The organism is Arthrobacter globiformis (assembly GCF_030817195.1).
In the GTDB taxonomy this organism is placed as follows: Bacteria; Actinomycetota; Actinomycetes; order Actinomycetales; family Micrococcaceae; genus Arthrobacter; species Arthrobacter globiformis_D.
On record NZ_JAUSYZ010000001.1, the window covers coordinates 2,505,272 to 2,528,862 of the forward strand.

Consider the following 23,591-nt stretch of genomic DNA (forward strand, 5'->3'; position numbering starts at 1 on the left):
GTCCATCCGAAAGGACCTGTTGTGAAAATCATTGCCGCGGAAGTCTTCGTGACCAGCCCCTCCCGTAACTTCGTGACCCTACGCATCACCACCGAGGACGGCGTCACCGGCATCGGTGACGCCACCCTGAACGGGCGTGAGCTTGCCGTTGCTGCGTACCTGAAGGAGCACGTCGCCCAGCTGCTGATCGGCAAGGACCCACACCGGATCGAAGACACCTGGCAGTTCCTGTACCGGTCCTCGTACTGGCGCCGGGGCCCGGTGACGATGGCCGCGATCGCAGCAGTGGACATGGCCCTGTGGGACATCAAGGGCAAAATGGCCGGCATGCCGGTCTACCAGCTCCTCGGCGGCGCGTCCCGCAACGGCCTGCGCGCCTACGGCCACGCCTCCGGCTCCGACATCCCCTCGCTGTTCGACTCCGTCCGCGAGCACTTGGAGCTCGGCTACAAGTCCGTGCGGATCCAGACCGCCGTCCCCGGCATCAGGGCCGTCTATGGCGTCGCAGCCCAGGCCCAGGCCTCGGGGGAGCGGTACGACTACGAGCCCGCGGGACGCGGCGCGTTCCCGGTGGAGGAGGACTGGGATACCCGGGCCTACCTGCGCCACCTGCCCACCGTGTTCGAAGCTGTCCGGAACGAGTTCGGCCCGGATTTGCCGCTGCTGCACGACGGGCACCACCGCATGACGCCGATCCAGGCCGCCAAGCTGGGCAAGGCGCTGGAACCGTATGACCTGTTCTGGCTGGAGGACTGCACCCCGGCGGAGAACCAGGAGGCCCTGCGCCTGGTGCGTCAGCACACCACCACGCCTTTGGCGATCGGGGAGATCTTCAACACCGTCTACGACTACCAGACCATCATCAAGGAACAGCTCATCGACTACGTCCGGGCCGCGTCCACGCACTTTGGCGGAATCTCACCGCTGAAGAAGGTCATGGACTTCGCCGCGCAGTACCAGATCAAGTCCGGCTTCCACGGCCCCACCGACATCTCCCCTGTCGGGTTCGCCGCGCAGCTGCACGTGGGCCTGGCAATCCACAACTACGGCATCCAGGAATACATGCAGCACTCCGTTGCTACCAACGAGGTCTTCGAGCAGTCCATGACCTTCACGGACGGGTACCTGCACCCGGGCGACAAGCCCGGCATCGGCGTCGAATTCAACGAGGACGCCGCAGCCGCGTACCCGTACCAGCAGGCCTACCTGCCCTACAACCGCCTCGTCGACGGAACCGTTCATGACTGGTGAGCTGAAAACGGCTGCTCCCGCCCCCCGCCACATCGTAGTGATGGGCGTGACCAGCTGTGGCAAGAGCACAGTGGGCGCGGCCATCGCCGAACGCATCGGAGCTAAATTCGTCGACGGCGATTCGCTGCACCCGCAGTCGAACATCGACAAGATGGCATCCGGCATTCCGTTGAACGACGCCGACCGAGCACCGTGGCTGGCCCAAATCGGCAGGCGGTTCGCGGCGTCGGACACTGGACTGGTGATCGCATGCAGCGCACTCAAGCGCGACTACCGCGATATCATCCGCAGCGGCGATCCGTCCGTGGTGTTCGTGCATTTGCACGGCACCCGGGACCTCCTCGCCGGCCGGATGGCCGCACGGCCTGGACACTTCATGCCCCTTTCGTTGCTGGATTCGCAGCTGGAAACCCTTGAAGCACTGCAACCCGACGAAGCCGGGGTAATGATGAACATTGCCACGCCCGTGGGCCAGATCGTCGATGAAGCGGTTGCTGCCGGGGTCCAGGGGACGTTCAACGAAAACGTCGTCGGCGGCTCATTCGACACTCGTCTCTAGGCCCGACGTCTCGCCAGTGCGGAAACAGCTAGGGTTCCGGACCAGTATGGAGGCAACGGACAGGTGCTGCGGGGATCGGGCAGCACCTGTCCGTTTTCGCGTCCTTGGACCGTTTCCACGGCGGGACGGAAATAACCCCAGATGCCGCAACCAAGTCCGAGGGTCCAGCTAACTGTCGGCACTCAAAGAGTTGGACGACCGGCCGTTGCTTCAGAACAAGACACGGTCGTCACTTCGCGGTCTTTCTCGGCAGATTGGCAAACTTGACCATACAGATCGCGAAGGCGTTGAACAGTTTCTGCCCGAGGTTCCAGTTCAAATACGCGATCGATTTGGCTGCAGTGAAGTCGATCCACCGTGTCGGGTTGTGGACACGCAGAGTGCAGATCAGGCGCCGTCCCTCCAGTTGGCCGGAGACCATGTTCCTGTTTCTGGTCCAATCATCCTGGGTCTGGCCGCGTGCCTTTTCAATAGACAGGCCGGACTGGCCGGCGGCGAAGACGACAGCGTCACGGTATTCTTTCCGGAAAGCCAAGTCCTGGAGCGGCGGCGGGAGAGCGTCTGACTGATTCAGTTGATGAGATACGCAGGGTCGAGGTTGACGTAATATCCGCTATCAGCCCTACTGGCACGGGACTGATAGACCCCAGGCTATTGCGGATGAGGATCTTCAATCGCTGAGACCAGGAGCGGCCGTTACGCCCGGCTCCTGGCAGGTTTCATTCGAGTTGAGTGCGCAATTCCCTCGTCCAGCGACAGCCCAAACGGAACGCCGATAACCGGCCTTCCGTCAACCTGGGTGAGCTAGGTGCCGTGGGGAAAATCCCGCAGCGGACTTTCGCCTGCTATCGGCCAATCGACGATCATCACGTCGCCGATGATGCGCGGGTGAGCGTCAGCTCGGCGGTCACAAGGTCCGGCGCTGGCATCAGACCCCGGGAAGGGTGCAGATGTGCCCGTCGGCGTTTATGGGGTAGCCGCAGAGCGAGCAGATCGGACGCCCGGCGCCCACGACCTCACGGGTGCGCTTGGCGAATGCGCGGGCGGTGCCGACCGGCATCCGCACCAGCAGCATTTCGTTCTCGTTAGGGCCGTTCTCATCAAGGGATTCGTCGTTGTCATCAGCATCGACATCGGTGATGGGGTAGGCCTCTATTACGACCTGCGCCGTCGTTGGGTCCCAACCTAAGCTCATGGCGCCGGTCCGAAACTGCTCCTGAACGGCCTCGAGCTGGTCATTATCGACAAGTTCAATGGGAGTACTCGTGGGAACGCTGAAGGGGTTGTTCTCGATGGTGACGAGCTGGTCGAGAATTTCGTCGATCTTCTCGGCGAGCAGAGCCGACTGCTGCTTCTCCAAGGCAATGCTCACGATCTGCGTCCCTGCGCGCACCTGCAGGTAGAACGTGCGCGCCCCCGGAAGGCCAATGGTGCCAACGACGACCCGATCGGGCCAGGCAAACTCGTGAACACGTGTAGGCATGTCAGTATTTTAGGCACGTGAGGTTCATGGTGCCTTTTGCCCTGCACCGCCGCCCACGGGTGGATCGCCACAGTGGACGCGACGCCATTCGACAGCCGCGACATGTCGTCCGTTTCGGTGTTGGTCGCATAGACGCTCGTCGCCTTATACCGCAGGCACGATCGATACGGAGCAGGGGCCCACGGTTAATGCGCTGGAACAGGTGAAGGTGCATGCCGAGCCAGTCGGCGAGGATTGACTTGATGACTCCCCCGGGCATTTTCGAATGCCGATAATCGGTGTTTCGTCATGTTGGAAGGCGCCGGGCCTGGTAGCAGTCCGGCGCTCTATGGAGCGAAGTCCTGATCATGCTCTCTTCTACTGTCTGCGCCCATGAGATGGTCGCAGGGAGGTCGCAACGCTATGACGTTCAATGAATCCCGGTCCTCGGCTTGGTCCGCACATCACTGCTCGGCCCATTTCGTGAGTCGGGTTCCGGCTGAGCCCGGGAACGTCGTCTCGCAGTTGGCCTGGCACGGCGGCTGGTGGTGGAGAGGGATTCTCAGCGCCGCGCAAGGATCGTCACACTCGGATGGGTTAGGGCTCAAAGTGCTCACCAAAGAGGGTGTGGACAGTGTCCACACCCTGGGCTTCGGATTCGGTTGCACCGGCATCGGACTGGGCCGGACTGGGGATGTTTTCGGGGGAGTGGCGGAATTTCAGGGGGAGCGGCTGGTTCGAGTCCCACCTCGGGCACGTGTTTTCCCTGTTCAGGGGCTTTCTAGCCTCTGAGTGTGGACATATTGAGTTGTGAAGGGCCCCTTCGGGGGCCTTTTTCATTGGTGACCGGCTGCCTCCTGGCTTACGTGGATCGACCGTGTATCGTTCGCTACCTGTTCATCGACGTTCATGGCCTGGTCAACATGACTTGAGGAAAACTCTGTGCATTTTTCTTTGCTGCCTGGTTGGGTGTTCACTTGGGTCCTCCTGCTCGGCCTCTGGTGGCTGTTCTGCTTATTCATGGTGCGACTGGGGGAGTGCGGCATGACTTGGGACCAACTGGTAGAGGATTTAGGCCGTGAGACACAAGTACCGGCCGTCGGTTACTCCCTGGTGTTGTGCCAGCATTGCCCCGCGTTGGTGCCCATGGTGCTCACCGCCTTTCGGATCCGGACCCGGGAATCTTTCTGTCTATTGCTGTTCATGGCCATCGTCGGACTCGACTGCATGACGCTGTTGTTTTTCACCGTACTGTCCTGAACTGAGGCACTGCTGCATGGTTCGTCTCTTACGCCTGTTCATTGCCAACCTCTTGGGTAGCTGCATGACCGAACGGTGAGACGCCGTAGCACCCTTAGCGGATAAGAACCTATTCACCAGGCCCTGGTGGGGCTCTGTCCCTTAGAGGGTTTGGGACGGACGTGGCGAGGATTTCGGGGGACAGGGCAAACCATGACCACTATAGGCAACTGGCCAGACCAAAGTTATGTAAGCAAGTGCCGTGTCCTGGGTGGCATACACGTCAAGCTCAGAGAATGTGCAATGACGGGCGGTCCAGCCAATGGCCTAAAACGCCGAGAGCCATTGCAACGCGGACGGCGGCGAACACCCGCGAGGGACAGCGTGGGGGACCAGTGTCAGGATGGCTCTGAGGAAGGATGGAGGGCCAAGACTATGACGGGGCGAGGGGCTGGCAGCGAGATGGGAGGTGCTGTGCTCTGATTCGTTGAAGGTGCTGCGTGTATCGCCCGCTCATGGGACGAGTTTGGCGTAGACCACGTAGTTGTCATCGAACTCGCCGGTTGCGGGGTCATATCCATCGCACGTGATCAGACGAAGTTCCGCCCCTTGGGTGTTTCCGTAAACAGCGTACGTAGGAAAACTGTTCTTGGGGTACCGTTCCCCTCGATCGAACAGAAAAGTAGCGGTCCTGCCGTCTTGGCGACTCACCTCAATGGTGTCCCCCGCTTTCAGCCTTCGTAGCTCAGCGAAGACTCCTGGCCCTCCGCCAGTGGCGTTGACATGACCAAAAAGCACAGCGGGCCCACGGGCACCCGGAGTCGGAGATCCGTTATACCAAGCAGCGGGAGACCCTGGTCCCTCCGGCGGCACTTCCAGGGAACCATCGCCCCGCAGGCCAAGACTGAGCAGCCTTGATTCTGTCCCAAGGGCCGGAATACGCAACGCTACGGGGGTCGAGGCCGGCATGACCGGCAGTTGGGGGGCCTTAGTGGCATTCGGCAGCACCTGTCCCGCCCTGGCACTGGGTCTCGGGTTGGCCGGGCCACTGGCTGTAGGGCTGGCCATCCAACTGGCTGTTGGGCTGGACGGAACTGTTGTTACCGTGCGTAAGGGACTCGCCTCGGTAGCCGTGACGGAACAGCCGGTGAGCATGGAAAGCGCGACTACCGCAGAAGCAATTCTGTTTCTGCGGTAGTCGCGGATTGAATGGTTCATCAGTGAAAGTGGATCACGTAGTCCTTTGTGGTGCAGTGGCTATGCGTTGCTGGCGGTGCGGCGGCGGACCAGGAAGACACCACCAATTGCTGCCAGCACCAGGCCACCTCCAAGAGCGACAACGCCCGTGTTGTCGCTAGTATCCTGCCTGACACCGGTGGGAGCCCCGCCTACCGGCATATTCGGTACCTGGGGAGGCGCCGCTGTTAGTCGGGCCACTAACGAGGCATCATACGCAGGCGTTCCGGGTGCATCGCAACCTACACCGTCGCGGTCCCGGTCCAAATGAGTGCCGTAGCCAGGAGTACCTGCGGGAATGTTGTACACCCCTACAGCTGCTGCTGCATCACAGTTCGGGAATGGGAGCGTTACTGCCGCTGCGGGTGTTGCGGACAAGGCTGAAAGGCCAACCACTGCCGCGAACGAGAGACCTGCTGCGCTTTTTTTCATCATGTTTCCCCCTATGGAACATCTGACGGCCGGCAGATGCGTTCTGCCAGACAAGCCGCGTCTAACGCTTTGTTTCTATCGCATCGGAGGAGCCGGAAGGAAGTCCTTCGTGCCAAGCCGGCGGGCGAAGGGTCCGGCGCCGGCCTTGCTACCAGCTCGCACCGGACGCCTCCCTTGCCCACCCGGTTTTTCACTTCCAGATCGGATCCGCTGGCATGACTTGGAGAATTGGAACCGGCAGCCGGCACACCAACTCCGCTTGGCTCCTAACCTCAGGGCAACCTCGCGACGAGGACAGGCCGCAGCAACCTTTCCGCGGCCTTGGCATCCGGGTCCCAACGAAACGGAACATCTCTCCGTGCCAGTTTTGCCGCGTTCGAGACCGGTCATTGCGTGGCGATGGCTACCGCCGTGGTCACCTAGCGTGTCCTGCCACCTGCCCGTGAAAGATTCCAGACGCTCGTGCCCGGCGACATTGCCGGTGACCGGCATGCCAGCGAGTCTTTCCAGCGGCACCTGCGGCAGCAGCCGAAACCTTGAAGGGTTCCGGGCGACACGACGTCTTGGCGGACGGCTGGGAGGGATGTATCCGTTGGGATCACTTTCAAAGACCACTGGGACAGGCCGATCAGGACAGGAAGAAGTGGCTTGGCTCCTGGACGCCCGATCCTGCCGCACCCCATTATTGCAACCATCCTTGAACAGTCTGGCCGGGACGTCGAGTGCGACCAGCACGGCCGATGGTGCTGTCGCAGGAGGCCCGCGGCTTGATTCGCTCAGCGGCCGGCGGCCCAACCGCACGCCCCCTGGCATGTCGTCTTCAGGGGGATCGCCCTGTACAGCGTCAGGGCTTTTTGGTTCGGCCAGCTTTCAGCGCGCTCCATAAGTTGTCCGACGGCGGGGAGGCCCTAAAAAATTCTCGAACTTGTCCGGCGCCTTTCCCCCCGCCGGCTGTTAGCGTGGAGGCCGAGCCAATGAAGGAGGAGCGATGACGACCAACTCACCTGCCTCACCGCCCGAGGACGAACCCCAAAAGGATGCACAGGGCAAGGACGACGGCGCGATGCCTCAGGGCGGGGACGGCATTGGTATCACTGCCGATGCGGAGCCCAACACATTCGAACCCGAAGAGGACCCTGACGCCACGGAGGAGCCAAGCCGCTGAGGCTCCCTGCCCGTTCAGGGAGTCTGCGATGGCCGTTGCAATTGAATACTGCGGCCTGACCGATTCCGACGATTTGCTGTCCTGTAACCCACAGCGGGCGAAAGGGCCGGGTATGGCTCTAGCCCTGCCATTCAGGTCTTGAGATTCGAGACACCCCAGTCACGCTGAATGTAGCCGGCCACCCGTGCTGCGACATCGGTTGAAGGCAGCCCGTTAACCAGCCACGACATGGCCAAGCGCCTCCGTGTCATATTCGTATTCGGGGTAAGACAACACTGCCGAATCCCAAGCCAGCCAAATCTGCATCAACAAAGACGCGTCGTACGGCCCAGCGCCGATCCTTGTCCCGTTGATTCATATCGAAAGTCTCCTTGGACCACTGGCAGAATCCTGACAATAACCTGTTCCCCGAACCAGTCCCTTCTTGAACTAGGAACTCCCTGAGCCCATCCCCCTTTGAGAACTGATCCCTTCTCGCGATGAGCGCATTCGAAGATACCTCGTTCGGCATCCAGTGTTATGCGCCGCTTTTTGGCCGCACGTAAGGGCATTGTGAGGAAGACCGGCGCGCCAGCAGGTGGCTGACCGCCAGCAGTTCAATGGCTATGGATTGGCAATGTGCGGTGAAGGAAGCCATCCCACTTGGGCTCATACAGACTTCCAGCGGGCATGTCGCCCCGGCCTGGCACCCGGTTCACCGCCTTGGCCGTCGCCAGGGACAGCGGCGGCCGGAGACCCTGCGGCAGGGCAGGCATCAGCCTTTAATCCTGGAAGTTGGCGAGGTGTTCGCGCAGGCCGGGGTAGGCGCTGTTCTCGGCGAGGACCTTCTCGAAGTCTTTCCGGGCCAGGGACCGCTTGCCTTCCTTCAGGTAGGTCAGACCCCGCTCGATGAGTGCCCGCTGGCGCAGTTCGGCCGGGCGGGAGCGGACGCGCAAGGCTTCCTTGAATGATTCCCGGGCCGCGTCCGGGTAGCCCTGCTCGCGGAAGGCGATGCCGCGCTGGATCAGCAGGTACGTGGCCGCCTCGTCATCGTTGGTCAGCCCCTCGGTGAGGTCCACAACGTCCGCCCACCGCTTCTGTTCGATGTAGAGCTCGGCCAGGGACACCGCAGTGATGGTGCTCGGCTCCAGCTGCTCGACGACGTCCACGGCGGCGGGGAGGTTGCCGGCTTCCTGGTGAAGTTCGGCGAGCATGAGTCCGATGAAGTCCCGGTCCGGCGGGAGGACCACGTCGACGCCGTCCGCGATGGACAGGTTGAACCCGGCGGCGGGCAGGTACTTGGTGATGAACTCGTCCTTGGCCGGGTCGTAGCCGGTGCTGAACAGCCAGGACAGCAGGTCAATGGCGCGCTGGACGTCGCCGGAGGGAACAGCGGCCAGCGTCGCCTCAAACAGGGCTGCAAGCGGCCGGGCAGGTTCGTAGTCGTTGCCGATCCGGGCCAGGGCTGCGGGGTCGCGCTGGGCGATGACTGCCTTGTGCAGTTCCTTCTCCCACTTGGGGGCAAACAAGCCGGGCGTCGCCGCCTTGGGCGCCGGTGCCGGCCGCGACGCAGCTGCGGCGCGGGCGGGAGCCGCCGACCGGCCCGATGGTGAGGAGAGGGTCTTGGTGTGGGAGATGCCGGAGCCGGGGATGCTCAGCGTGCGGGTGACCCGGCCGGAAGAGTTGGCGGAGATGCGGGCGCCTTTGACGCCGGCGCTGAGGCTGATGCTTTTCGGGGTGACGGTCATTCTGACCCCGGGCGCGATCTTGAACGACTTGCGTACCCTGAACCCCATGCTGGCCCCCATTTTCAATGCTCTTGCAGCTACCCAGCGCAGCCCGGATTCAGTATAGGTTCAGGCCGGTTCACCGGCCGCCGGCAGTGTGAAAATCGGGTCCCTGGTGGTCTTCAAGTGTTTTCTCCCGAGGCCTTCTTGGCCCGACGGCGGTCTTCCCGGGCGACCCGGCGTGCGACAGGGGCCAGGACGTTCACGGCCGGTACTTCTTCGAGTCCGGCCCGGTGTCGGCGGATTGCTTTACGGTGGGATTCGATACGGATTTCGGCGATCTCTGGGGCGACCGGTTCCAGCTTTGATTCGCCAGGCGTTTCTCGATGGCGGCGATGGCCTGCTCGTGGCGTTCGGTGTCATGATCAGCCCCTCGTAGTGGCGGCGGACGGATTGCCGGTGCCGCTCATGTGTGGGGCAGGCAGGGGAAGTCTCACCGGACAGGACTCCTGTATCGAAGCTATGGGGCCACTTGAAAGTGATGGTAATCCGGGCGTTCCCAGCTTCCGCCCCATTCAAAGCCATGCTCTTCAAACGCAGCCACCATCGGATGGCCGGGGGTGAACATGCCGGGGACCGGCTTGGACCTATCGAGGTGTCGTACACCCTCGGGCGGGGACCACCGCAAGTCGTGCTCCTGGTACGGGTTGAGCACGGGGTTGATGTCCACAGCCCTTCCCAGCGAATGCAGGGATAGTTCGCTGGTGCCTGCTATCGGTCTAAAGTTGAAGCCGGACGAGTTGTTGGCGGACATCGAGGCGTCATCATCGCCAAAGAAGGCGTCTATGGGAACTGCGCTGTGGATGGGGAAGCGGAGCGTGAGCGCGAGGTCCATGATCTCCAAAACGGCCGGGGCCAGCTCGGCGAGGACCACCAGGGAGCCCTCGCCAAGTCTGCCCTGGAAGTCCACGTGGGTGAACTGGACCAGTGCCAGCTCCCTCCAGGACACCGGGCATGCAGGGTTCCAGCTGTAGGGCAGATCATCTGCGGTGACAGCAAGTATTCTCTCCATCAGCGCAGGCTCTTCCAAAACATGTTCGTCCCTCCAATGGATGCAACGGTGTCGTGTCCGTAGCTGTTTGTCAGCATGACCCCTGCGGTGGTCACGCTCAACCCGTCCTACCGGTGGCAGGCGGCGCCATGAGGCTGCCTTCAAGGTCTTGGCTTCCGCGACCGCACGCTGTTGGCGGATGGAGCAGGGCGAGGGTGTGTTCCAAAGCCCGCAGTAGTGAGGGGCCCACCGGCGGCGGTTTGGAGCCGACAACGTCGAGGTGTTCTTTCCAGCTATGTCCGGGTTCTGGATCCAGGATGGCTTGAACCCGAGCTTTTGGGCGAACTCGGGCAGTTCCTCAGTCGTGTGTGCGGTGAGGTGCGACCAGCGGGCCCTGATCCGGCCGAGCGTCGCCGGGGTCCGGAAGTTATCAACATAAACCGCCATGGTCGTTCACCGCGCCCGTCACACCGGGAGGTCCTGCCGCGGAAGTCGCTGGATGAAGAAGGAGCCTGGGTTGCCCCCGGCTCCTTCTTGTCGTCTAGCTTCTATTCGCTTGTTACGAGGCTTCGCCCAGGTACATCTTTACGCTGGAGCGCAAGGTATCCGCGTGCTCGTAGATCTCATCGAGCGCGGTGATCGGAATTCTGGTCTCGATCTTGTTCTCGTCGAACACACCGAGGTACTTCTGGGCGCGGTTGAAGTGCAGCCGCCCGATCGGCTTACGGTTGTTGTCGTCCAGGAGGATGGCGAAGTAGGACTTGGCGTCGCGCTGGACAACCCGTGCCGGCTTCACCTCGCCGCACACAATGGCACGGACGATGTGGTACCCCTCCAGCTCTTCGAGGGTCGTCTCGATGCCGTTCTCGATGAGGTCGTCTTCGGCCGGCTTTTCGCTGGTTACGGTGGCGGCGATCTCTGCGTCGGCAGCCATCGGGAAATTGGGCTGGCCGAGGGCGGCCTTGAGCCGCTCATTGACCTGGTCGTTGAGGAACTGCTTGGTCGCCTTCGTGACAAGGCTCGTGAACTGCTCGCGCACCTTCTGTGTGTAGGCCCCCTCGTAGACCTTGGACGTCAGGAACTTCACCCAGTCGTCCTCGGGCTGCTTGAACTCGGCGGCAAGGGCACGCTTGATGGCGCCGATGTACTTCAGCTCGCCGGCGGCGCTGATGATCGAGTCCAAGGAAACGTAGCTTGTGATGCCAGATGTGCGCCTAGACACCAGCGTCTACCCGGCCGGGGTCACAATAGGGTGAGCCCCCTGGCTCTCAGGAGCATCCCGGCGAACGCAGTGACCGCCGCTGCGACGGGCCCGCCGCGAGGCTGGCCCAGTGGAGCGTGGGAAGCTTGCTAACCACAAAGGGCAGGTTCGAAACGGCGGGGATGTCAGTCAGGATTGTGACGGTCAAGACCCGGTTCGGGGCTCCTGCTGCTCGGTCTTCCACCGTCGGAGCAGGTACAGCAGCCAGATCGTGGACGCGACTGCCAGCAGCGGAAATACGGGCTGGCCACTGATCACGAGGACGGCGAAGAGGACCCAGAGGATGCCGGTGATGACCGCACTGGAGATCAGGGTTTTGCGGGTGACCGGGTAGGAGGGGAGGGTAATTCCTTCAGCGCGCAGCTGTCGGGTCTCCAATACGGCTCCGCGAATCAGCGGTGCGAAGAGGGCAGCCGCTCCTGTCAGGGTCAGCAGTGAGCGCCAGGGCTGGGAAACGCCGGCGACCTCCAGGATGACCCCGACCAGCCAGCCCACGAGGAGGAACCACAGGAGCCCCCAGGCAACGAGTCGCCGGCGCTTCGGCGGCATGCCCTCGAGCGAGTCCGGAGGCCAGGACTGCCACTCGTACTTGTTGCCGTTCGGGCCTTGCCCGGTGACCATGACCCGCCCCTACCTGCTCTGCAATTCGAGTAGCTGCATCCCGGCCTCTCCGGCAGCGATCTCCAGCGGCCCCTGGTCCGTGATCATGGCGAGGATCTTCCATTTCCGCTTCGCGTCCGCGGGGCGCTTTTGGGGCCGCGGCAGCTCGTGCAGCGCCGTAATGCCGGAGAAGGTGCTGATCGGACCGGAGGGTTCTTCGATGTCGCCGTACAGGGCCTGGAACCTGATGGTGCCGTGACGTATTTCCGCGTAGCCGGGCTTCCACCGGTCCTGGAGCGTCCCGGGAGGAGCGTCGGGGCTTCGGATAGCGCATTCGATGAGGCCGCGTTTCCTGTCGCTGTCCAGTCGTACTTTCCGCAGTGGAACGGTCAGCCACACGAAGACCAGTGCTCCGGACAGCACGAGGGCAACGGCAGCCAGGGCTGACGGCCAGAAACCCAGGTTGCTGCCGATGATGCTTGGTATCAGGAAGCCGAAATAGCAGAGCGCGGCGGACAGCTTGCCGTAGACCGTCTCGCGCCGGCTGCGCTGCGCCGGCCTGAGCGTCTCGGCTGCCATGGGCGCATCCTACTCCTGCAGGGGTCGCCGCAGGTGGTGTCCGCCGGGCCCGGGGGTACAGGGGGGTGCATTCCGGACCCGGCGATCTGAAGCTACGGTTCGCGGCTACCTCTGCTCCAGTGACAGGACCAATATGCATCCACCAGGCTGTAAAACCCGTGGTCTACCTGATAGCCGGGGCTCGTTTTCTCCCCCCAGGTGAGGGGTCTGGGAGAATTTCTTGAAGACTTTCCCAAGCTTTACGGACAGGATTCCGTGCCCGTCAGGGGCTTGCGGCCGCGATGCCGCTGTCACCACTGGTGGGCGACGTCGATCACGAGCCGGGATCCGTTGCCGGGACCTGCGAGGGTGAAGACCCTGAAGGGCAGCCGGGCGCGGACGCCGAGGCCCAGGGTGGTGCGGCCCTCGAAGCTGCCCGCCCAGGCAACCTGCCTGAACGTCTTGTACGTCGAGACGTTGACCACCTCGGAGCGGTTGCCCGGCACGAAGGTAGCCTTGCCGGTGGCGCTGTCATAGCTGGGTGCGTGGACGGTGACTTGCAGGAATGCACGGCCTCTCAGCTTGATGGGCAGTCCGGACCCGTCCTGGACAACCTTTGGGACGTAGCGGACGTTGTAGCCGGTTGCCTTCCCCTTGAGGTCGATCACCAGGCGGTCGAAGCAGTAGTACTTCCCCGAGCGCACATTAGTTACTGATGCAGCGCTCATGGTCTGGTTGGTCTTGGCCAGCGAGCCCCATGCCAGTCGGCAGTGGGAAGGGGTTGCGGAAGCAGCCCCCGGAGCCATTAGGCCCAGCCCGAGAGCCATCATGATGACTGCCAGCCAGGCGCTTACTTTTTTCATGCGGGCACCCCTTTCGGGTGTGAGTGATTTGGACGACACCAGAGTAGGAGCGGCAAAAGCCCGAAACGAGGGATGTTTTCGGTTCTTCGTACAACCGTTAAACGGGAGGGAAAACGATCACGGGAGCGTAAATCCGGGGGCCCGTTTCGGCACCCCCGAAAGACGTTCGTGGCCGTTTCTCAACTCTCCTGTTATCGCCGGTAACGGCCGATACGGCGCCGGAAGCAAGGGCAGGCGACTCCGGTCCCTAGCTGGCCACCCGAAAACCATCCGGGCGCACTTCGGCCTCCTAGAGTGCCGACGGTTGATGGATTCAGCGGCGGGGCCGAGCTTCGTGTCACCGCTCTGACGGCCGGTCCGGTGCCCGTCTCGATGATGGTCCTGTTCGGCGCTGACCTGGGCTGCTGGCAGCTGGCTCATTCTTGGCAGCGGCTACACTAGTCGCGCCTCCGAAGCGGCAGCGGCAGCTTCCCGAACGGATGGCTGAGGATCTCAACGGGCAAGGGTAGCGGGCTCCTAGGCCTCACCTGATGCCTTGGTGCTGGCCTTGATGTCCTCCAGAACTGCCAGGTCCTCGGCGTCCGGCTCTGTACGGACAATGGCGAGCGTCTGCACCATGTGACCAAGGTCGACCGACGTGATCGTGTAGGTGTCCGTGCTGACTGTAAGGATGCCGCTGTATTCGGGATCCTCCAGATTCGTTAGCGCAGCGGTCAGCGAGCCGTTGTCCTCCAGGATTGGCCGGCTGGCGTCCAGCTGCCAATCATCATGTTCTCGGCCCAGGAATGTTGAGTACCGCGGCAGCACGAGGGACCACGGTGGATAACGCGGAGGCAGTGTGCCCCTGCCCGGGGCTTCCTCGACACGGCCTGATGCCAGCTCAACCCGCAGGCCCCACGGAGACCTCAGTGACCGGCTGGCGCCGTCGATGCGGACCTCCCAGAAACCGCCCCGAAAGTACCGGAAAAAGCCCGTCTCGTCCTCCGGCCCGGACGCGCTCCTGAAGCGGGTGGCATAGTCCCCGGCGACAAACCCCGGATCAGCGCGGGCCAGAAGTCCGATCAGCTGCTGAATGGGCGTCACCTGACTGAGGGTCGGTAGTCAGGCCAATGGTTCCGGTTGTACCCGGACGAAGCCCCGGGCCGTGCAGGACGCTTCCACCCCCCGGAGACGAACCCCTGTTCCTGGGAAGACGTCTCCTCCGAGGCTGTCCCGTCTGGCTGAATCTGCGCATCACTCATTGGCTCCCCCTGCCTTTGTCCGGCCGCGGATTAGCTGCCGTATCCCGGACGCAGTCTACTTCCGGGGCCAGTATGCGGAGAAGGGGCATGAACCAAGTTTGATCAGCCGTCGCCGCGTGCTTGGCGGACGGAGTCTATCCCGGGTACGTCTGCCTGTGTCGGGAGTGCCATCGCCGAGAAGGGCGCAGAGCTGATGCCCTTGACCGGCCGGACCCAGGGGAGGAAATGCTCGCGGGCTAACCTTGTTGTGACCGAGCAGGGTGCTCAGTGTTCGTGTCCAGAGCTCGAAGAAAGAGTCCGCTCCCAAGACGGGCGGCGGATGGATAAGGTAGCTCGATGGAACATGCGTGGGCGCAGCACATGCTCTTCGTATTCGAACACGCCATTGATGCTTTGGCGACGGGGCCGGAGCGCATCCAACAGCGGCTCGCGGATGCCTACCAGTACAGCGGACTGGCGGAACAAGTCGCCCCCGATTCGGAACTGCCGCCCACGATTTTGGCCCTCCAACTTGACCTGCAGGCAGCGATGGAGACGGTCCATGATGCCGAACGGGGCCAGGCAGTCGCCAGTGCCTTCAGTCTCAGCGATGATCAGTGCATCATCTTCGTCCGCAGAATCCTTGCCGCGGAGCGCGAGCTGCGCGAACTGTGGGCCCAGCACGAGCAGCCCTGACTCGGCGAGAAGCCACGGCCCGGAATTTTCTCTGGCGGCCAGCGCGCCCGGTTCCCGAGCCGAAGAAGTTACACGAGTGGAGGACCCGCCGGGGACCACTCGGCAAAATCTCTGGCATAAATCCGGGACTGGGCCGCTCCTTCCTCCTGGCGTCCCGTCGGGAGCTGTCCTCGCAGGCCAGACCTGAAGCAGACTTACGCCTGACTGGCGGTGATAGTCCTGAGGCAGCGCCAAGCGCGGGTGAGCTTCCGGGTTATCCCGCAGCCCTGCGACGGGCTTCCTGCTGATGCTGCTCCAGCTTTGCCTCCGCTTCCCTTCGTCGCTGGAGGATGCCACGGGCCTGGGTGATCGTGGGGTGGCGGTGCTCGCGTTCCCAGGAGTGGTCGTTGGCTCCGGTGCGGGCAGCGGCTGCTCCACCGTGGGGGCTGTTGTCTTCATTCATGGCGGAATCTCTCTTGATGGGGTGAAAGCGCAGATGCAGAAACGGCGGGCGGGATAATCCTGGCTGCTGCCTGTAATGCGGGTGTGTCGCCTGCAGCGGGTGGGTCATTCCGGCAGTTCCATCTGGAAGCCGCAGTCGCATCTGAGAACACGAGTGGAGAGGTAGACGCCCAAGGCGTCCTTGGCTCCTTCCTCGGTGGAGACCGGCACGGAGAGCTTGCGCAGCTCTGAACCTGCCTGTTCCATGGGCTGTCTGCAGTGCATGTAGTTGCTGCCTAATATGAGCACGTCCGCTGCCTGTTCCGGACGGGCCAGGACCTGGTTCAGGTCGACGGCCTGGGCCGGGTGCTCATCGAAGGTCCCGCATCGGCTGCATGTGTAGGACACGAGGACGACCTCGGGCGGCTGGGCCGGCATATCGGTGACGGATCTGATGATGAGATTTCGGTCTGTACCGCAGTTGCCGCACATCACCGGTGGTACACGGTGCCGCCCGGCGCCGTCACCGCGGAAGTAAAAACCGGAAACCATGATCAACCTGCCTGCGGGTAGCTGGTGAGTGTGTCATTTGCTGCGGCGGGACCCTTCGCAGCGGTCGTGATGCAGGGCGGTGCGGCACATTCGCGTATCGTTCCAGAAGGCCGTTCCGGGCTGGGGTCGGGCCGGCCGCAAGGGATTGCCGTGTCCGGAGCAGATGCGCGGCGTAGGAAAGGAACAGCCGGAAATATGGGGTAGCCATGGCAGGCTCTCTGCTCCGAGTGCGTGATGGGCCACCATGCGGCTACAGCGGCTGTTCCCGAGGGAGTGCACAATCCCTGGACGGGTGGTGCCCGCGGAAGAACTTCGACAGGCAGGCTCCTCCTATTGAAGCTACCCTGCGCTGCCCTGTCTGCATAGGCCTCACTTTTGGCGGGCACGCAGGATGATGAGCCAGCGCTGCGGCCCCCGTGGGGATTCGTGGGTGCTGAGCGCAGCCCGAGCCCCGCCGGGTGCACATTTCTTGTTTATTCCAGTGGGCTTGGCGGCACTGCTCGCTTCCTTTCGGGCTTTCTCGACGGCGCCGGGCGGGTCGACTCTCGGACGGCGGGACCGGATGCCGCACGGTCCTGAGCTTTTGCTCACCACCGGAGACGATTCCCGCCAGGGATCAGAATCGATCCTCCCTGCCCTTTTTCGGTTCAGCTCGCCGGGGACTGGGTACGAGCACTGTGAAAAAGAGTGAAGTACGCGGCGCAGGGGTTAAGGCCCGGAGGAGGAAGACATGCAGACTGTCGAGGAAACCATCGAGGTGGCTGTTCCAGTGCGCGAGGCGTATGAGCAGTGGTGGCTGTTTGAATCCTTTCCGCAGTTCATGTCGGGCGTTCAGTCGGTAAGGCGGGTCAGTGACAGGATCACGCACTGGGTGACGAACATCGGCGGGGCGGAACGGGAATTCGATGCAGAAATAGTGGAAGACCGCCCGGACGAGCGGATGGCGTGGCGCAGCACCGACGGCATCACGCACGCTGGTGCCGTGGCATTCACGCAGCTGGGCCCCCGCACCACGCGCGTCTGGGCCCGGTTGGAATGGTCGCCGGAAAACCTGGCAGAGAAGGTCGGGGCAGCCCTGGGCTTTGACAACATGCAGGTTCGGGCAGACCTGCTCCGGTTTAAGGAATTCATCGAATCCCGCCCCGCCGGCACCGACGCCTAGCAAGGAACGCTAAACGGCCCTGCAGGACAGTGGCGGCCGGCTCGGAGGGTTCCGGGGTTGGGTCGGACCGGCAGCGAACCGGGATTTGAAGCTGCCGATTACCGCCCGCATTGAGCACAGCCGGCTAGCGGATCGACTCGCCGGAATCTGATCGCCGATGGGCCCAGCAGCGCGCCCGTGAGCATCACCGGTCCGTTCCTCCTAACGCGCTGCTGACCGTCATCCGGCATTGCTGGACAGGTGGCAGGGCAAAGCCGACAATGAGGTTGACGTCCCGATCCTCGTTCAGGGCGGGCACGGCCGGAACGGGAAGACCCAGTGCTGGGGAGATCTTATGCGATGGACATGGTTGGGAGTGTTCGTGGCTCTTACCATCATTGGCAGCGCGTACATGGTTGGCGCGTCGGCCAGTGCTCTGGGTGACCGCGCAGCTCCTGTAGCGGAAGTTTCCTCAGCCTACGGTGTACGGCTGCAGCAGCCTTCTCCTACGGAGGCCCCCACGGGCGTGACCCCGGCGCCGACAGGAACAGCAACACCTACCGAATCCTCGCCTCCTGTACCCGGCAACACTGGCACGCAGCAGCAACCCGATGGTGGTATTGCGCCGCTGTTAATCGCGGGCATTCTGCTTCTTGTTGTTCTGCTCATCGTTTCGTATTTGTGGAGACGGCGGGGCAAAGTCCGTGACCTATGACAGCAAGCTACCTACCGTCCGCGATTGACATGTGATGTGGCCTTGGTGCAGATGAGATCAGGAAGGCGCCGCTCCTGGCTCTTTGGTTTGGCTTGTGACCATCGCGGATGGATACGGCGAGGAGCCATTCGCAGCCTCCAGTTGACCGTAGAAGTGACGGAGCGGCCGTGGGCGGCGATCCCGACCGGCTCCCGCGCGTAACGGGGGAGTCTGAGGAATGCGATAGGCCGCGGACATCTGCCCCTAGCGTCCTCACCACGTTTTGCGGGGACGGCGAGGGCCAGCAGCACGCTGAAGGTGGCAAGCCGGCAGAGGTACATCAAGAGGGCCACAGCGAGAGCCCTGCAAAGGCCAGGTTGTAAACCAAAGGTGGAGGACTCGGACGTTGAGAACCCCATGGAGAGGCAGACACCTAGGAAGGCCTCGACTGCGCCTTCGGTGGGCAGCGGTGGCCTAGGTGTACTGCCCAGGCAGGTTGGTTAAGCGGCTGATGGGCGTGTGGCCTCCGATTGCGGTGTGGGGCCTGTGGTGATTGTAGTGGTGCAGGCAGGCAGGCAGGCAGGCATGCAGGGAGGGCGTTTCTGCGGGCTGATTCAGTGGCGTAGAAGCGTTTGAAGGCCCATCCGTCGGCCAGTGTGCGGTGGAACCGTTCGATCTTGCCGTTGGTTTGCGGACGGTAGGGTCGGGTCTTCTTGGCCTTGATGTTCAGCTCCCGGCAGGTGTCCCGCCAGAGGTTCGATTTGTACGCTGATCCGTTGTCGGAAAGGACTCGCTCGACGGTGACGCCGCGCGCGGCGAACCAGGATACTGCCCTTTTCAAAACGGAGGCTGCGGTGGCCGCTGTTTCGTCATCATGGATCTCGGCGTAGGCGACGCGTGAGTGGTCGTCCACGACGGTGTGCACGTAGGCGGTGCCGATCAGCGGGTTACGGTGGTTGCTTCGCGGCTTTGCCGGAGTCGTAGCGCGGTTCCTCTTGCCTTCCTGCCGGCCAACGTAGCGCCAGCCGCCACCGTCCGGGATGTTGCCGAGCTTCTTCACATCGACGTGGATCATCGCCCCGGGTTTGTCGTGTTCGTAGCGGCGGATGACTTCCCCAGTGCGCTTATCCACGTAATGCAGCCGGTTCAGCCGGCACCGGACCAGGACCGCGTGGACCGTGGAGGCAGGCATGGCCAGCTTCGCTCCAATCGCGACAGGCCCCAGCCTTTGCTTCCAGCGCAGGTGCACGACCTTGCGAACCAGATGCGGCGGAGTCCGGTTCGCCACCCGGTGCGGGCTTGAGGATCGGTCCGTCATGCCGGCTGGGCCCATCGCGGCATACCTGGCTGCCCACCGTTTGGCGGTGGGCCAGGAGCAATTGAACTGATCGGCAGCCCGGGACACCGGCCAGCCGTGATCAACGACGAGCCGCGCGACGCGTAACCGTTGGCGTGGAGTCAAAGCAGCATTAGCGTGGGACATTGAGGACCTCCTGGTCGCTTCAGCGGTTGTCTAAGCAACTCCACTGTGCAACCGGAGGTCCTCACCCATGAGTCACGACTCCAGCGAGTCATCACATTCACCCAACCAACGTCCCTGGGCAGTACACCTAGGGAGTCTTCGCCAGCCGTCCATCACTTGGGACGCAGCCTGTTTAGCCTCCATCAGGTCGGCTAGGGGTGGGCGTGTTCCCCGGCGGAACACCATGCCTGGGGGCAGTCCCTCCACGGTCACATGGGATGCCGACACATCGAGCGTGACGCGTGCCCCGCCCACCGGCAGGTTGGTGGTGTGCATGCTTCCCCACCTTTCGGGCAATGCGGGATCGATCCAGAGTACGCCCAAGGGGACGTCGGGCTCGTAGCGCAGGAGGCTGCGTACCAGCATCACGGGTGTCGCCGAGGCCCATGCCTGGGGTGAGCAAGCAGTTGGATAGGGGAGGGGCTGGGGGCAATCCGAACGGCTGAATCCGCAGAACAGTTCGGGCAGCCGGTTGTCGGTGTATTCGGCGGCTTCCATCAGTGAGGTGGACAGCTGCCGCGCTTCCTTCACGAAGCCGTACCGCATGAGACCTGCGACTATGAGCGCATTGTCGTGAGGCCAGACAGAGCCGTTGTGGTAGCTGACCGGGTTATACGCCCCCATGTCCGTTGCCAGGGTGCGCACGCCCCAGCCGCTGAACATTTCCGCGGACATCAGCCGGCGGGCAACTTGTTGTGCCTTATCCTCGTCCACGATGCCTGACCACAGGCAATGGCCCATGTTGGAGGCGCACGCGTCGACGGGCCGCTTATCCCGGTCGAGTGCGATTGCGTAGTACCCGCGGTCCGGCATCCAGAACTGTTCGTTGAACTGTTTTTTCAGCTGTTCCGCACGTTCCCGGAGGTCCTTGCCGAGAGCCTCGTCACCGGCGTCGTAGGCAATCCAGGCCCGTGCCATGTAGGCGCTGTAGACATAGCCTTGAACCTCGCAGAGCGCAATGGGCGGCTCGGCAAGCCTGCCATCGGCGAAGCTGATCCCGTCCCAGGAGTCCTTCCAGCCCTGGTTGGCGAGGCCCTGGTCGGTGAGGCGCTTGTACTCAACGAAGCCGTCGCCGTCGCGGTCTCCGTAGTCCCGGATCCACTTAAGGGCACGGTCTGCATGGGGTACCAGCGCTGCGATGTCGTGGGCAGCAAGTCCCCAGCGGCTTGCTTCGCCGAGCAGGGTGACGAACAGGGGAGTGGCGTCGGCAGTGCCGTAGTAGGCTGATCTGCCGCCGAGGGCCAGGCTCGTTCCGACGTCGAGCCGCACCTCGTGCAGAATTCGGCCGGGTTGCTCTTCGGTCAGCGGATCCACTTTCGTGCCTTGCCGGTCGGCCAGCGTCTGCAGAGTGCCCAACGCCAGTGTTGCGTCGACGGGCAGGACCATAAAGGAGGACAGAAGGGAGTCCCGCCCGAACAGTGCCATGAACCATGGTGCGCCGGCGGCGACGACCATGCGGTCGGGATGGTCGGGGTCAACGATGCGCAGGGCCCCGATGTCGTCGTGGCTGCGCAGGAGGCTTCGTTCTACGGTTGGATTGCCCACACGGGGAAGTGGAATATGTGCATCCCATGCTTTCTGGCGCCGCTCCTGTGCTGAGATCATCTCGGCTGAGAGGACGAGGGTCGGCAGGCCCGCGTCGACTTCGGTTTCAGCTGTCAGCGGCAGCACGGTCGCCCGGGCACTCCACTTTCCGTGCGCCGGGACGATCATGTGCAGGAGGAGACCTTCCTCGCTGGCTTCGGCGTCGCGCATCCGCACGACGATTCCTTTCCGTGTTTCCTGCCATGCCGCTTCTATCGTCACGGACCCGGCTCTCGTCCGCCGGGTCTGTTCCCACAGTCGGTGGAACCGGCCCTCTTTGACTTCGAAAAGGTCCGCGAAGTCGGCGTCCACGGCCAAGGCGATCTCGCAGGAGGCGGGCTGCAGGGAATAGTTGTGAATTGTGATGTCTTCCACGATGCCGTTTCCCAGCTCGCGGTTCCGCTCGACCGTCAGCGGGGTGTCGGTGAGTCCATCGCTCCGCGCTGCCCTCCCCATGTACGTGCCCTGGTAGGGCGAAGGGGTCCACGCTCCCAGTGGCTCCACAGGCTGTCCATTTACGGTGAGCGACCATCGTGACACGATCCTGGTGTCCCGCTGGAAAACGCCGTGAGGATGATGGGGGAAGATGTCACCGTTCTGCAGCGATATACAGAAGGATGATCCTGCCACCAACGTCAGGGCTCCCTGCCCGATCGGCCCGGCCGCGTTGTCTGCATTCCATCCAGCCATCTCAGGCTCCTTGCGAAGACGCCACACCAACCTGAGCCGAATCTACGCCCATCGCAGAACGCCTGCCAGATGGGGGCCCAAGCGCTGTGGTCAGAGCGGGCTGTTCGTGACGATGAAGGAACCAGGGGGAAAAGGATAGAGCCGAATCCATTCGTGTTCATGATCACGCGGCTGTATTCGGGGGCGCTTCCGGGCCGTAGCCGGGCGCAGCCCCCTGCCGAGACATGATCGAGCTGGCGCACGGAATAGGGGCAGTACTGTTCGCCAAAGGCATCGAAAACCACGAAGAACTGACCGCCGTCACACGAGCGGGCATGGCCGCCCGGACAGGGCTACCTGCTCGGCTGGCCCTCCCTGCATTCTCTGGGCTGGAGCATTCCGGTGGGAAGCAGGACAAAAAACCCGGCCTGCTTGCCACAGGAAAATTCCAAGGCTCTTGCACCCATGGTCAAACGCCCGCCTCGAGCACCATGGGCCAGGAACTGCGGCCCGAGTGATGCCGGGCCTCTCTGGCACAAGGAGTTGATATGGGCGCGGTCGGGGTGTGGCTTTGTATGAACAGCGAGAATGCCGAGGCCATCCGGTTTCATGAGAAGAGCGGCTTCGAGCGCGTCGGCATCAAGACGTTTACGTTAGGCAACCCTGGTGAACACGAATTCGTCAAGGAGTACTCCCTGCAGCCAGCGCCGCAGCCGCTCGCTCCGGCGCGGCGTCGTAGGGGTGCCGTCGAGACTAAAAGCGGAGGGCTGCAGTGGCGAGTCCGATGAGAGTCGCATGCTCCCCGTCCTGCGCTTCATGTTCCAGCTGAATGGTGCGGCTCCGGTGTGCTGTGGCCGTGACTCTGAACTCCGCCCCGCCGGCCCGGACAGTATCGCCCACCTGTACATGCTGCAGTTGGGGTGGGGCGTCTTGCTGGTTCTCGGCAAGCATGGCGTGCAGTCCTGGTCGTGATGCCGGGTGCGGTGCAAGTGGCTGCCATCGGTTCCGGTACCGGCGGAAACGGTCCCCCCGGCCACCTGCGTGGCCGGGGGCCGCCGGGCGGGATGTGCCGTGCGCTGCTGCTGCATGTGCGCTATCAAGGCGCGGTGGCGCGTGTAGTTATACCAACCGCCCAATAGGCAGCGTTAGCGTGTAACGGCCATCCCGTCCCGGTCTGTTAGGCGCCGATCTGCTGCTGGCCGCCCTTGGTCTCGATTTCGATCTTGCGCGGAGCTGCCTGGGCTGCCACCGGGATCCGGAGCGTCAGGACGCCCGCGTCGTAATTGGCTTTGACGTTCTCCGTTTCCAGTGCGTCACCGAGGACCAGCTGCCGGCTAAAAACGCCGCGGGGCCGCTCGGACGCAAGGAGTTCGGTGCCCTCGCCCACGGGTGCCTTCCGTTCAGCTCGAACGGTCAGGGCATTCTGTTCCACGCCCAGATCGATCGAATCGACCTCCACGCCGGGCAGATCAAACGCGACGACATATTCATCACCTTCCCGCCAGGCGTCCATCGGCATCGCTGCCGGACGGGCCACGGTGCCCAGGACCTGCTCGGCGAGACGGTCCAGCTGGCGGAACGGATCTAACATCAACATGACATACCTCCTCGGTCAACGATGACCGGATCTATATCCGCTGACATAGATCTATATAGCACCGGTCACTTGGTGTGACAAGAGGTTTTCCCTCGTCGGAATCGGTTTTCCCG

General features: G+C 63.0%; 24 protein-coding genes and 2 pseudogenes. 8 read left to right on the forward strand and 18 right to left on the reverse strand.

Going from position 1 to position 23,591, the window contains the following annotated elements; genetic code table 11:
• Window positions 1–21: 21 nt before the first annotated feature.
• Together manD and QF036_RS11260 are read left to right on the forward strand one after the other, a co-directional pair.
• Window positions 22–1,251: a D-mannonate dehydratase ManD gene (gene manD, locus QF036_RS11255; RefSeq protein WP_307101817.1), complete on the forward strand. Its 1,230-nt coding sequence runs from the start codon at window positions 22–24 to the stop codon at window positions 1,249–1,251.
• Window positions 1,241–1,810, forward strand: coding sequence for a gluconokinase (locus QF036_RS11260; RefSeq protein ID WP_307101819.1), 570 nt, complete (start codon window positions 1,241–1,243; stop codon window positions 1,808–1,810). Before manD ends, QF036_RS11260 begins: the two co-directional genes overlap by 11 nt.
• Before the next feature lie 229 nt (window positions 1,811–2,039).
• On the opposite strand, the gene QF036_RS11265 is transcribed toward QF036_RS11260, so the two are convergent.
• Together QF036_RS11265 and QF036_RS11270 are read right to left on the reverse strand one after the other, a co-directional pair.
• A complete protein-coding gene (locus QF036_RS11265) occupies window positions 2,040–2,345 on the reverse strand; it encodes a hypothetical protein (protein ID WP_307101821.1) in 306 nt (101 codons plus the stop codon).
• Window positions 2,346–2,738: 393 nt separating this feature from the next.
• Complete coding sequence (locus QF036_RS11270; RefSeq protein ID WP_307101823.1) at window positions 2,739–3,293, reverse strand: DUF3090 domain-containing protein; 555 nt, start codon at window positions 3,291–3,293, stop codon at window positions 2,739–2,741.
• 921 nt (window positions 3,294–4,214) lie between these two features.
• Here QF036_RS11270 and QF036_RS11275 point away from each other — a divergent pair.
• Complete coding sequence (locus tag QF036_RS11275; protein WP_307101825.1) at window positions 4,215–4,532, forward strand: hypothetical protein; 318 nt, start codon at window positions 4,215–4,217, stop codon at window positions 4,530–4,532.
• A gap of 492 nt (window positions 4,533–5,024) precedes the next feature.
• On the opposite strand, the gene QF036_RS11280 is transcribed toward QF036_RS11275, so the two are convergent.
• Both QF036_RS11280 and QF036_RS25295 read right to left on the reverse strand, forming a co-directional pair.
• Window positions 5,025–5,729: a class F sortase gene (locus QF036_RS11280; RefSeq protein ID WP_307101827.1), complete on the reverse strand. Its 705-nt coding sequence runs from the start codon at window positions 5,727–5,729 to the stop codon at window positions 5,025–5,027.
• Between the two features lie 39 nt (window positions 5,730–5,768).
• Window positions 5,769–6,182, reverse strand: a complete 414-nt coding sequence (locus QF036_RS25295) for an excalibur calcium-binding domain-containing protein (protein ID WP_373427866.1) — start codon at window positions 6,180–6,182, stop codon at window positions 5,769–5,771.
• Window positions 6,183–7,167: 985 nt separating this feature from the next.
• Between QF036_RS25295 and QF036_RS11285 the strand changes: the two genes are divergently transcribed.
• A complete protein-coding gene (locus tag QF036_RS11285) occupies window positions 7,168–7,344 on the forward strand; it encodes a hypothetical protein (protein WP_307101830.1) in 177 nt (58 codons plus the stop codon).
• A 761-nt stretch (window positions 7,345–8,105) separates the two neighbouring features.
• Here QF036_RS11285 and QF036_RS11290 read toward each other — a convergent pair.
• From QF036_RS11290 to QF036_RS11320, 8 genes and pseudogenes are all read right to left on the reverse strand, one after another.
• A complete protein-coding gene (locus tag QF036_RS11290) occupies window positions 8,106–9,119 on the reverse strand; it encodes a DUF4236 domain-containing protein (protein WP_307101832.1) in 1,014 nt (337 codons plus the stop codon).
• A gap of 451 nt (window positions 9,120–9,570) precedes the next feature.
• Window positions 9,571–10,122 carry a M15 family metallopeptidase gene (locus QF036_RS11295; protein ID WP_307101834.1) on the reverse strand — a complete coding sequence of 184 codons (552 nt, stop codon included), beginning with the start codon at window positions 10,120–10,122 and terminating at the stop codon, window positions 9,571–9,573.
• A gap of 342 nt (window positions 10,123–10,464) precedes the next feature.
• A pseudogene (locus QF036_RS25300) lies at window positions 10,465–10,548 on the reverse strand (DUF4031 domain-containing protein); the annotation flags it as partial.
• A 112-nt stretch (window positions 10,549–10,660) separates the two neighbouring features.
• Window positions 10,661–11,284 carry a hypothetical protein gene (locus tag QF036_RS11300; RefSeq protein WP_444875981.1) on the reverse strand — a complete coding sequence of 208 codons (624 nt, stop codon included), beginning with the start codon at window positions 11,282–11,284 and terminating at the stop codon, window positions 10,661–10,663.
• A gap of 222 nt (window positions 11,285–11,506) precedes the next feature.
• Window positions 11,507–11,983, reverse strand: coding sequence for a hypothetical protein (locus QF036_RS11305; RefSeq protein ID WP_307101836.1), 477 nt, complete (start codon window positions 11,981–11,983; stop codon window positions 11,507–11,509).
• 9 nt (window positions 11,984–11,992) lie between these two features.
• Entirely contained in the window at window positions 11,993–12,541 is a 549-nt protein-coding gene (locus QF036_RS11310) for a hypothetical protein (protein ID WP_307101838.1), read from the reverse strand.
• A 290-nt stretch (window positions 12,542–12,831) separates the two neighbouring features.
• The gene (locus QF036_RS11315) at window positions 12,832–13,383 is read right to left on the reverse strand and encodes an AMIN-like domain-containing (lipo)protein (RefSeq protein WP_307101841.1); all 552 of its coding nucleotides are present in this window, start codon (window positions 13,381–13,383) and stop codon (window positions 12,832–12,834) included.
• Window positions 13,384–13,899: 516 nt separating this feature from the next.
• The gene (locus QF036_RS11320) at window positions 13,900–14,466 is read right to left on the reverse strand and encodes a hypothetical protein (protein WP_307101843.1); all 567 of its coding nucleotides are present in this window, start codon (window positions 14,464–14,466) and stop codon (window positions 13,900–13,902) included.
• Window positions 14,467–14,960: 494 nt separating this feature from the next.
• Here QF036_RS11320 and QF036_RS11325 point away from each other — a divergent pair, with 494 nt between their 5' ends.
• Window positions 14,961–15,299: a hypothetical protein gene (locus QF036_RS11325; protein WP_307101844.1), complete on the forward strand. Its 339-nt coding sequence runs from the start codon at window positions 14,961–14,963 to the stop codon at window positions 15,297–15,299.
• A gap of 253 nt (window positions 15,300–15,552) precedes the next feature.
• On the opposite strand, the gene QF036_RS11330 is transcribed toward QF036_RS11325, so the two are convergent.
• Window positions 15,553–15,741 carry a hypothetical protein gene (locus QF036_RS11330; protein ID WP_306922513.1) on the reverse strand — a complete coding sequence of 63 codons (189 nt, stop codon included), beginning with the start codon at window positions 15,739–15,741 and terminating at the stop codon, window positions 15,553–15,555.
• A 104-nt stretch (window positions 15,742–15,845) separates the two neighbouring features.
• Window positions 15,846–16,271 (reverse strand): hypothetical protein, encoded by a 426-nt coding sequence (locus QF036_RS11335; protein ID WP_307101846.1) that lies wholly within the window; start codon window positions 16,269–16,271, stop codon window positions 15,846–15,848.
• 730 nt (window positions 16,272–17,001) lie between these two features.
• On the opposite strand from QF036_RS11335, the gene QF036_RS11340 reads away from it, so the two are divergent.
• Window positions 17,002–17,433 (forward strand): SRPBCC family protein, encoded by a 432-nt coding sequence (locus QF036_RS11340; protein ID WP_307101848.1) that lies wholly within the window; start codon window positions 17,002–17,004, stop codon window positions 17,431–17,433.
• Between the two features lie 1,147 nt (window positions 17,434–18,580).
• On the opposite strand, the pseudogene QF036_RS11345 reads toward QF036_RS11340, so the two are convergent.
• Both QF036_RS11345 and QF036_RS11350 read right to left on the reverse strand, forming a co-directional pair.
• Window positions 18,581–19,589 (reverse strand): annotated as a pseudogene (locus QF036_RS11345) (IS481 family transposase).
• Window positions 19,590–19,661: 72 nt separating this feature from the next.
• Window positions 19,662–21,902, reverse strand: a complete 2,241-nt coding sequence (locus tag QF036_RS11350) for an amylo-alpha-1,6-glucosidase (protein ID WP_307101850.1) — start codon at window positions 21,900–21,902, stop codon at window positions 19,662–19,664.
• A gap of 224 nt (window positions 21,903–22,126) precedes the next feature.
• Between QF036_RS11350 and QF036_RS11355 the strand changes: the two genes are divergently transcribed.
• Window positions 22,127–22,399: a hypothetical protein gene (locus QF036_RS11355; protein ID WP_307101851.1), complete on the forward strand. Its 273-nt coding sequence runs from the start codon at window positions 22,127–22,129 to the stop codon at window positions 22,397–22,399.
• Between the two features lie 135 nt (window positions 22,400–22,534).
• Here the strand turns inward: QF036_RS11355 and QF036_RS11360 are convergent, their stop codons facing one another.
• Window positions 22,535–22,678: a hypothetical protein gene (locus QF036_RS11360; protein WP_307101853.1), complete on the reverse strand. Its 144-nt coding sequence runs from the start codon at window positions 22,676–22,678 to the stop codon at window positions 22,535–22,537.
• Here QF036_RS11360 and QF036_RS11365 point away from each other — a divergent pair.
• On the forward strand, window positions 22,677–22,853 hold the full coding sequence (locus QF036_RS11365; RefSeq protein WP_307101855.1) for a hypothetical protein: 177 nt from the start codon (window positions 22,677–22,679) through the stop codon (window positions 22,851–22,853). The two genes, QF036_RS11360 and QF036_RS11365, sit on opposite strands and share 2 nt — an antisense overlap.
• Before the next feature lie 205 nt (window positions 22,854–23,058).
• Here the strand turns inward: QF036_RS11365 and QF036_RS11370 are convergent, their stop codons facing one another.
• On the reverse strand, window positions 23,059–23,478 hold the full coding sequence (locus QF036_RS11370) for an Hsp20/alpha crystallin family protein (protein WP_307101857.1): 420 nt from the start codon (window positions 23,476–23,478) through the stop codon (window positions 23,059–23,061).
• Window positions 23,479–23,591: the final 113 nt, after the last annotated feature.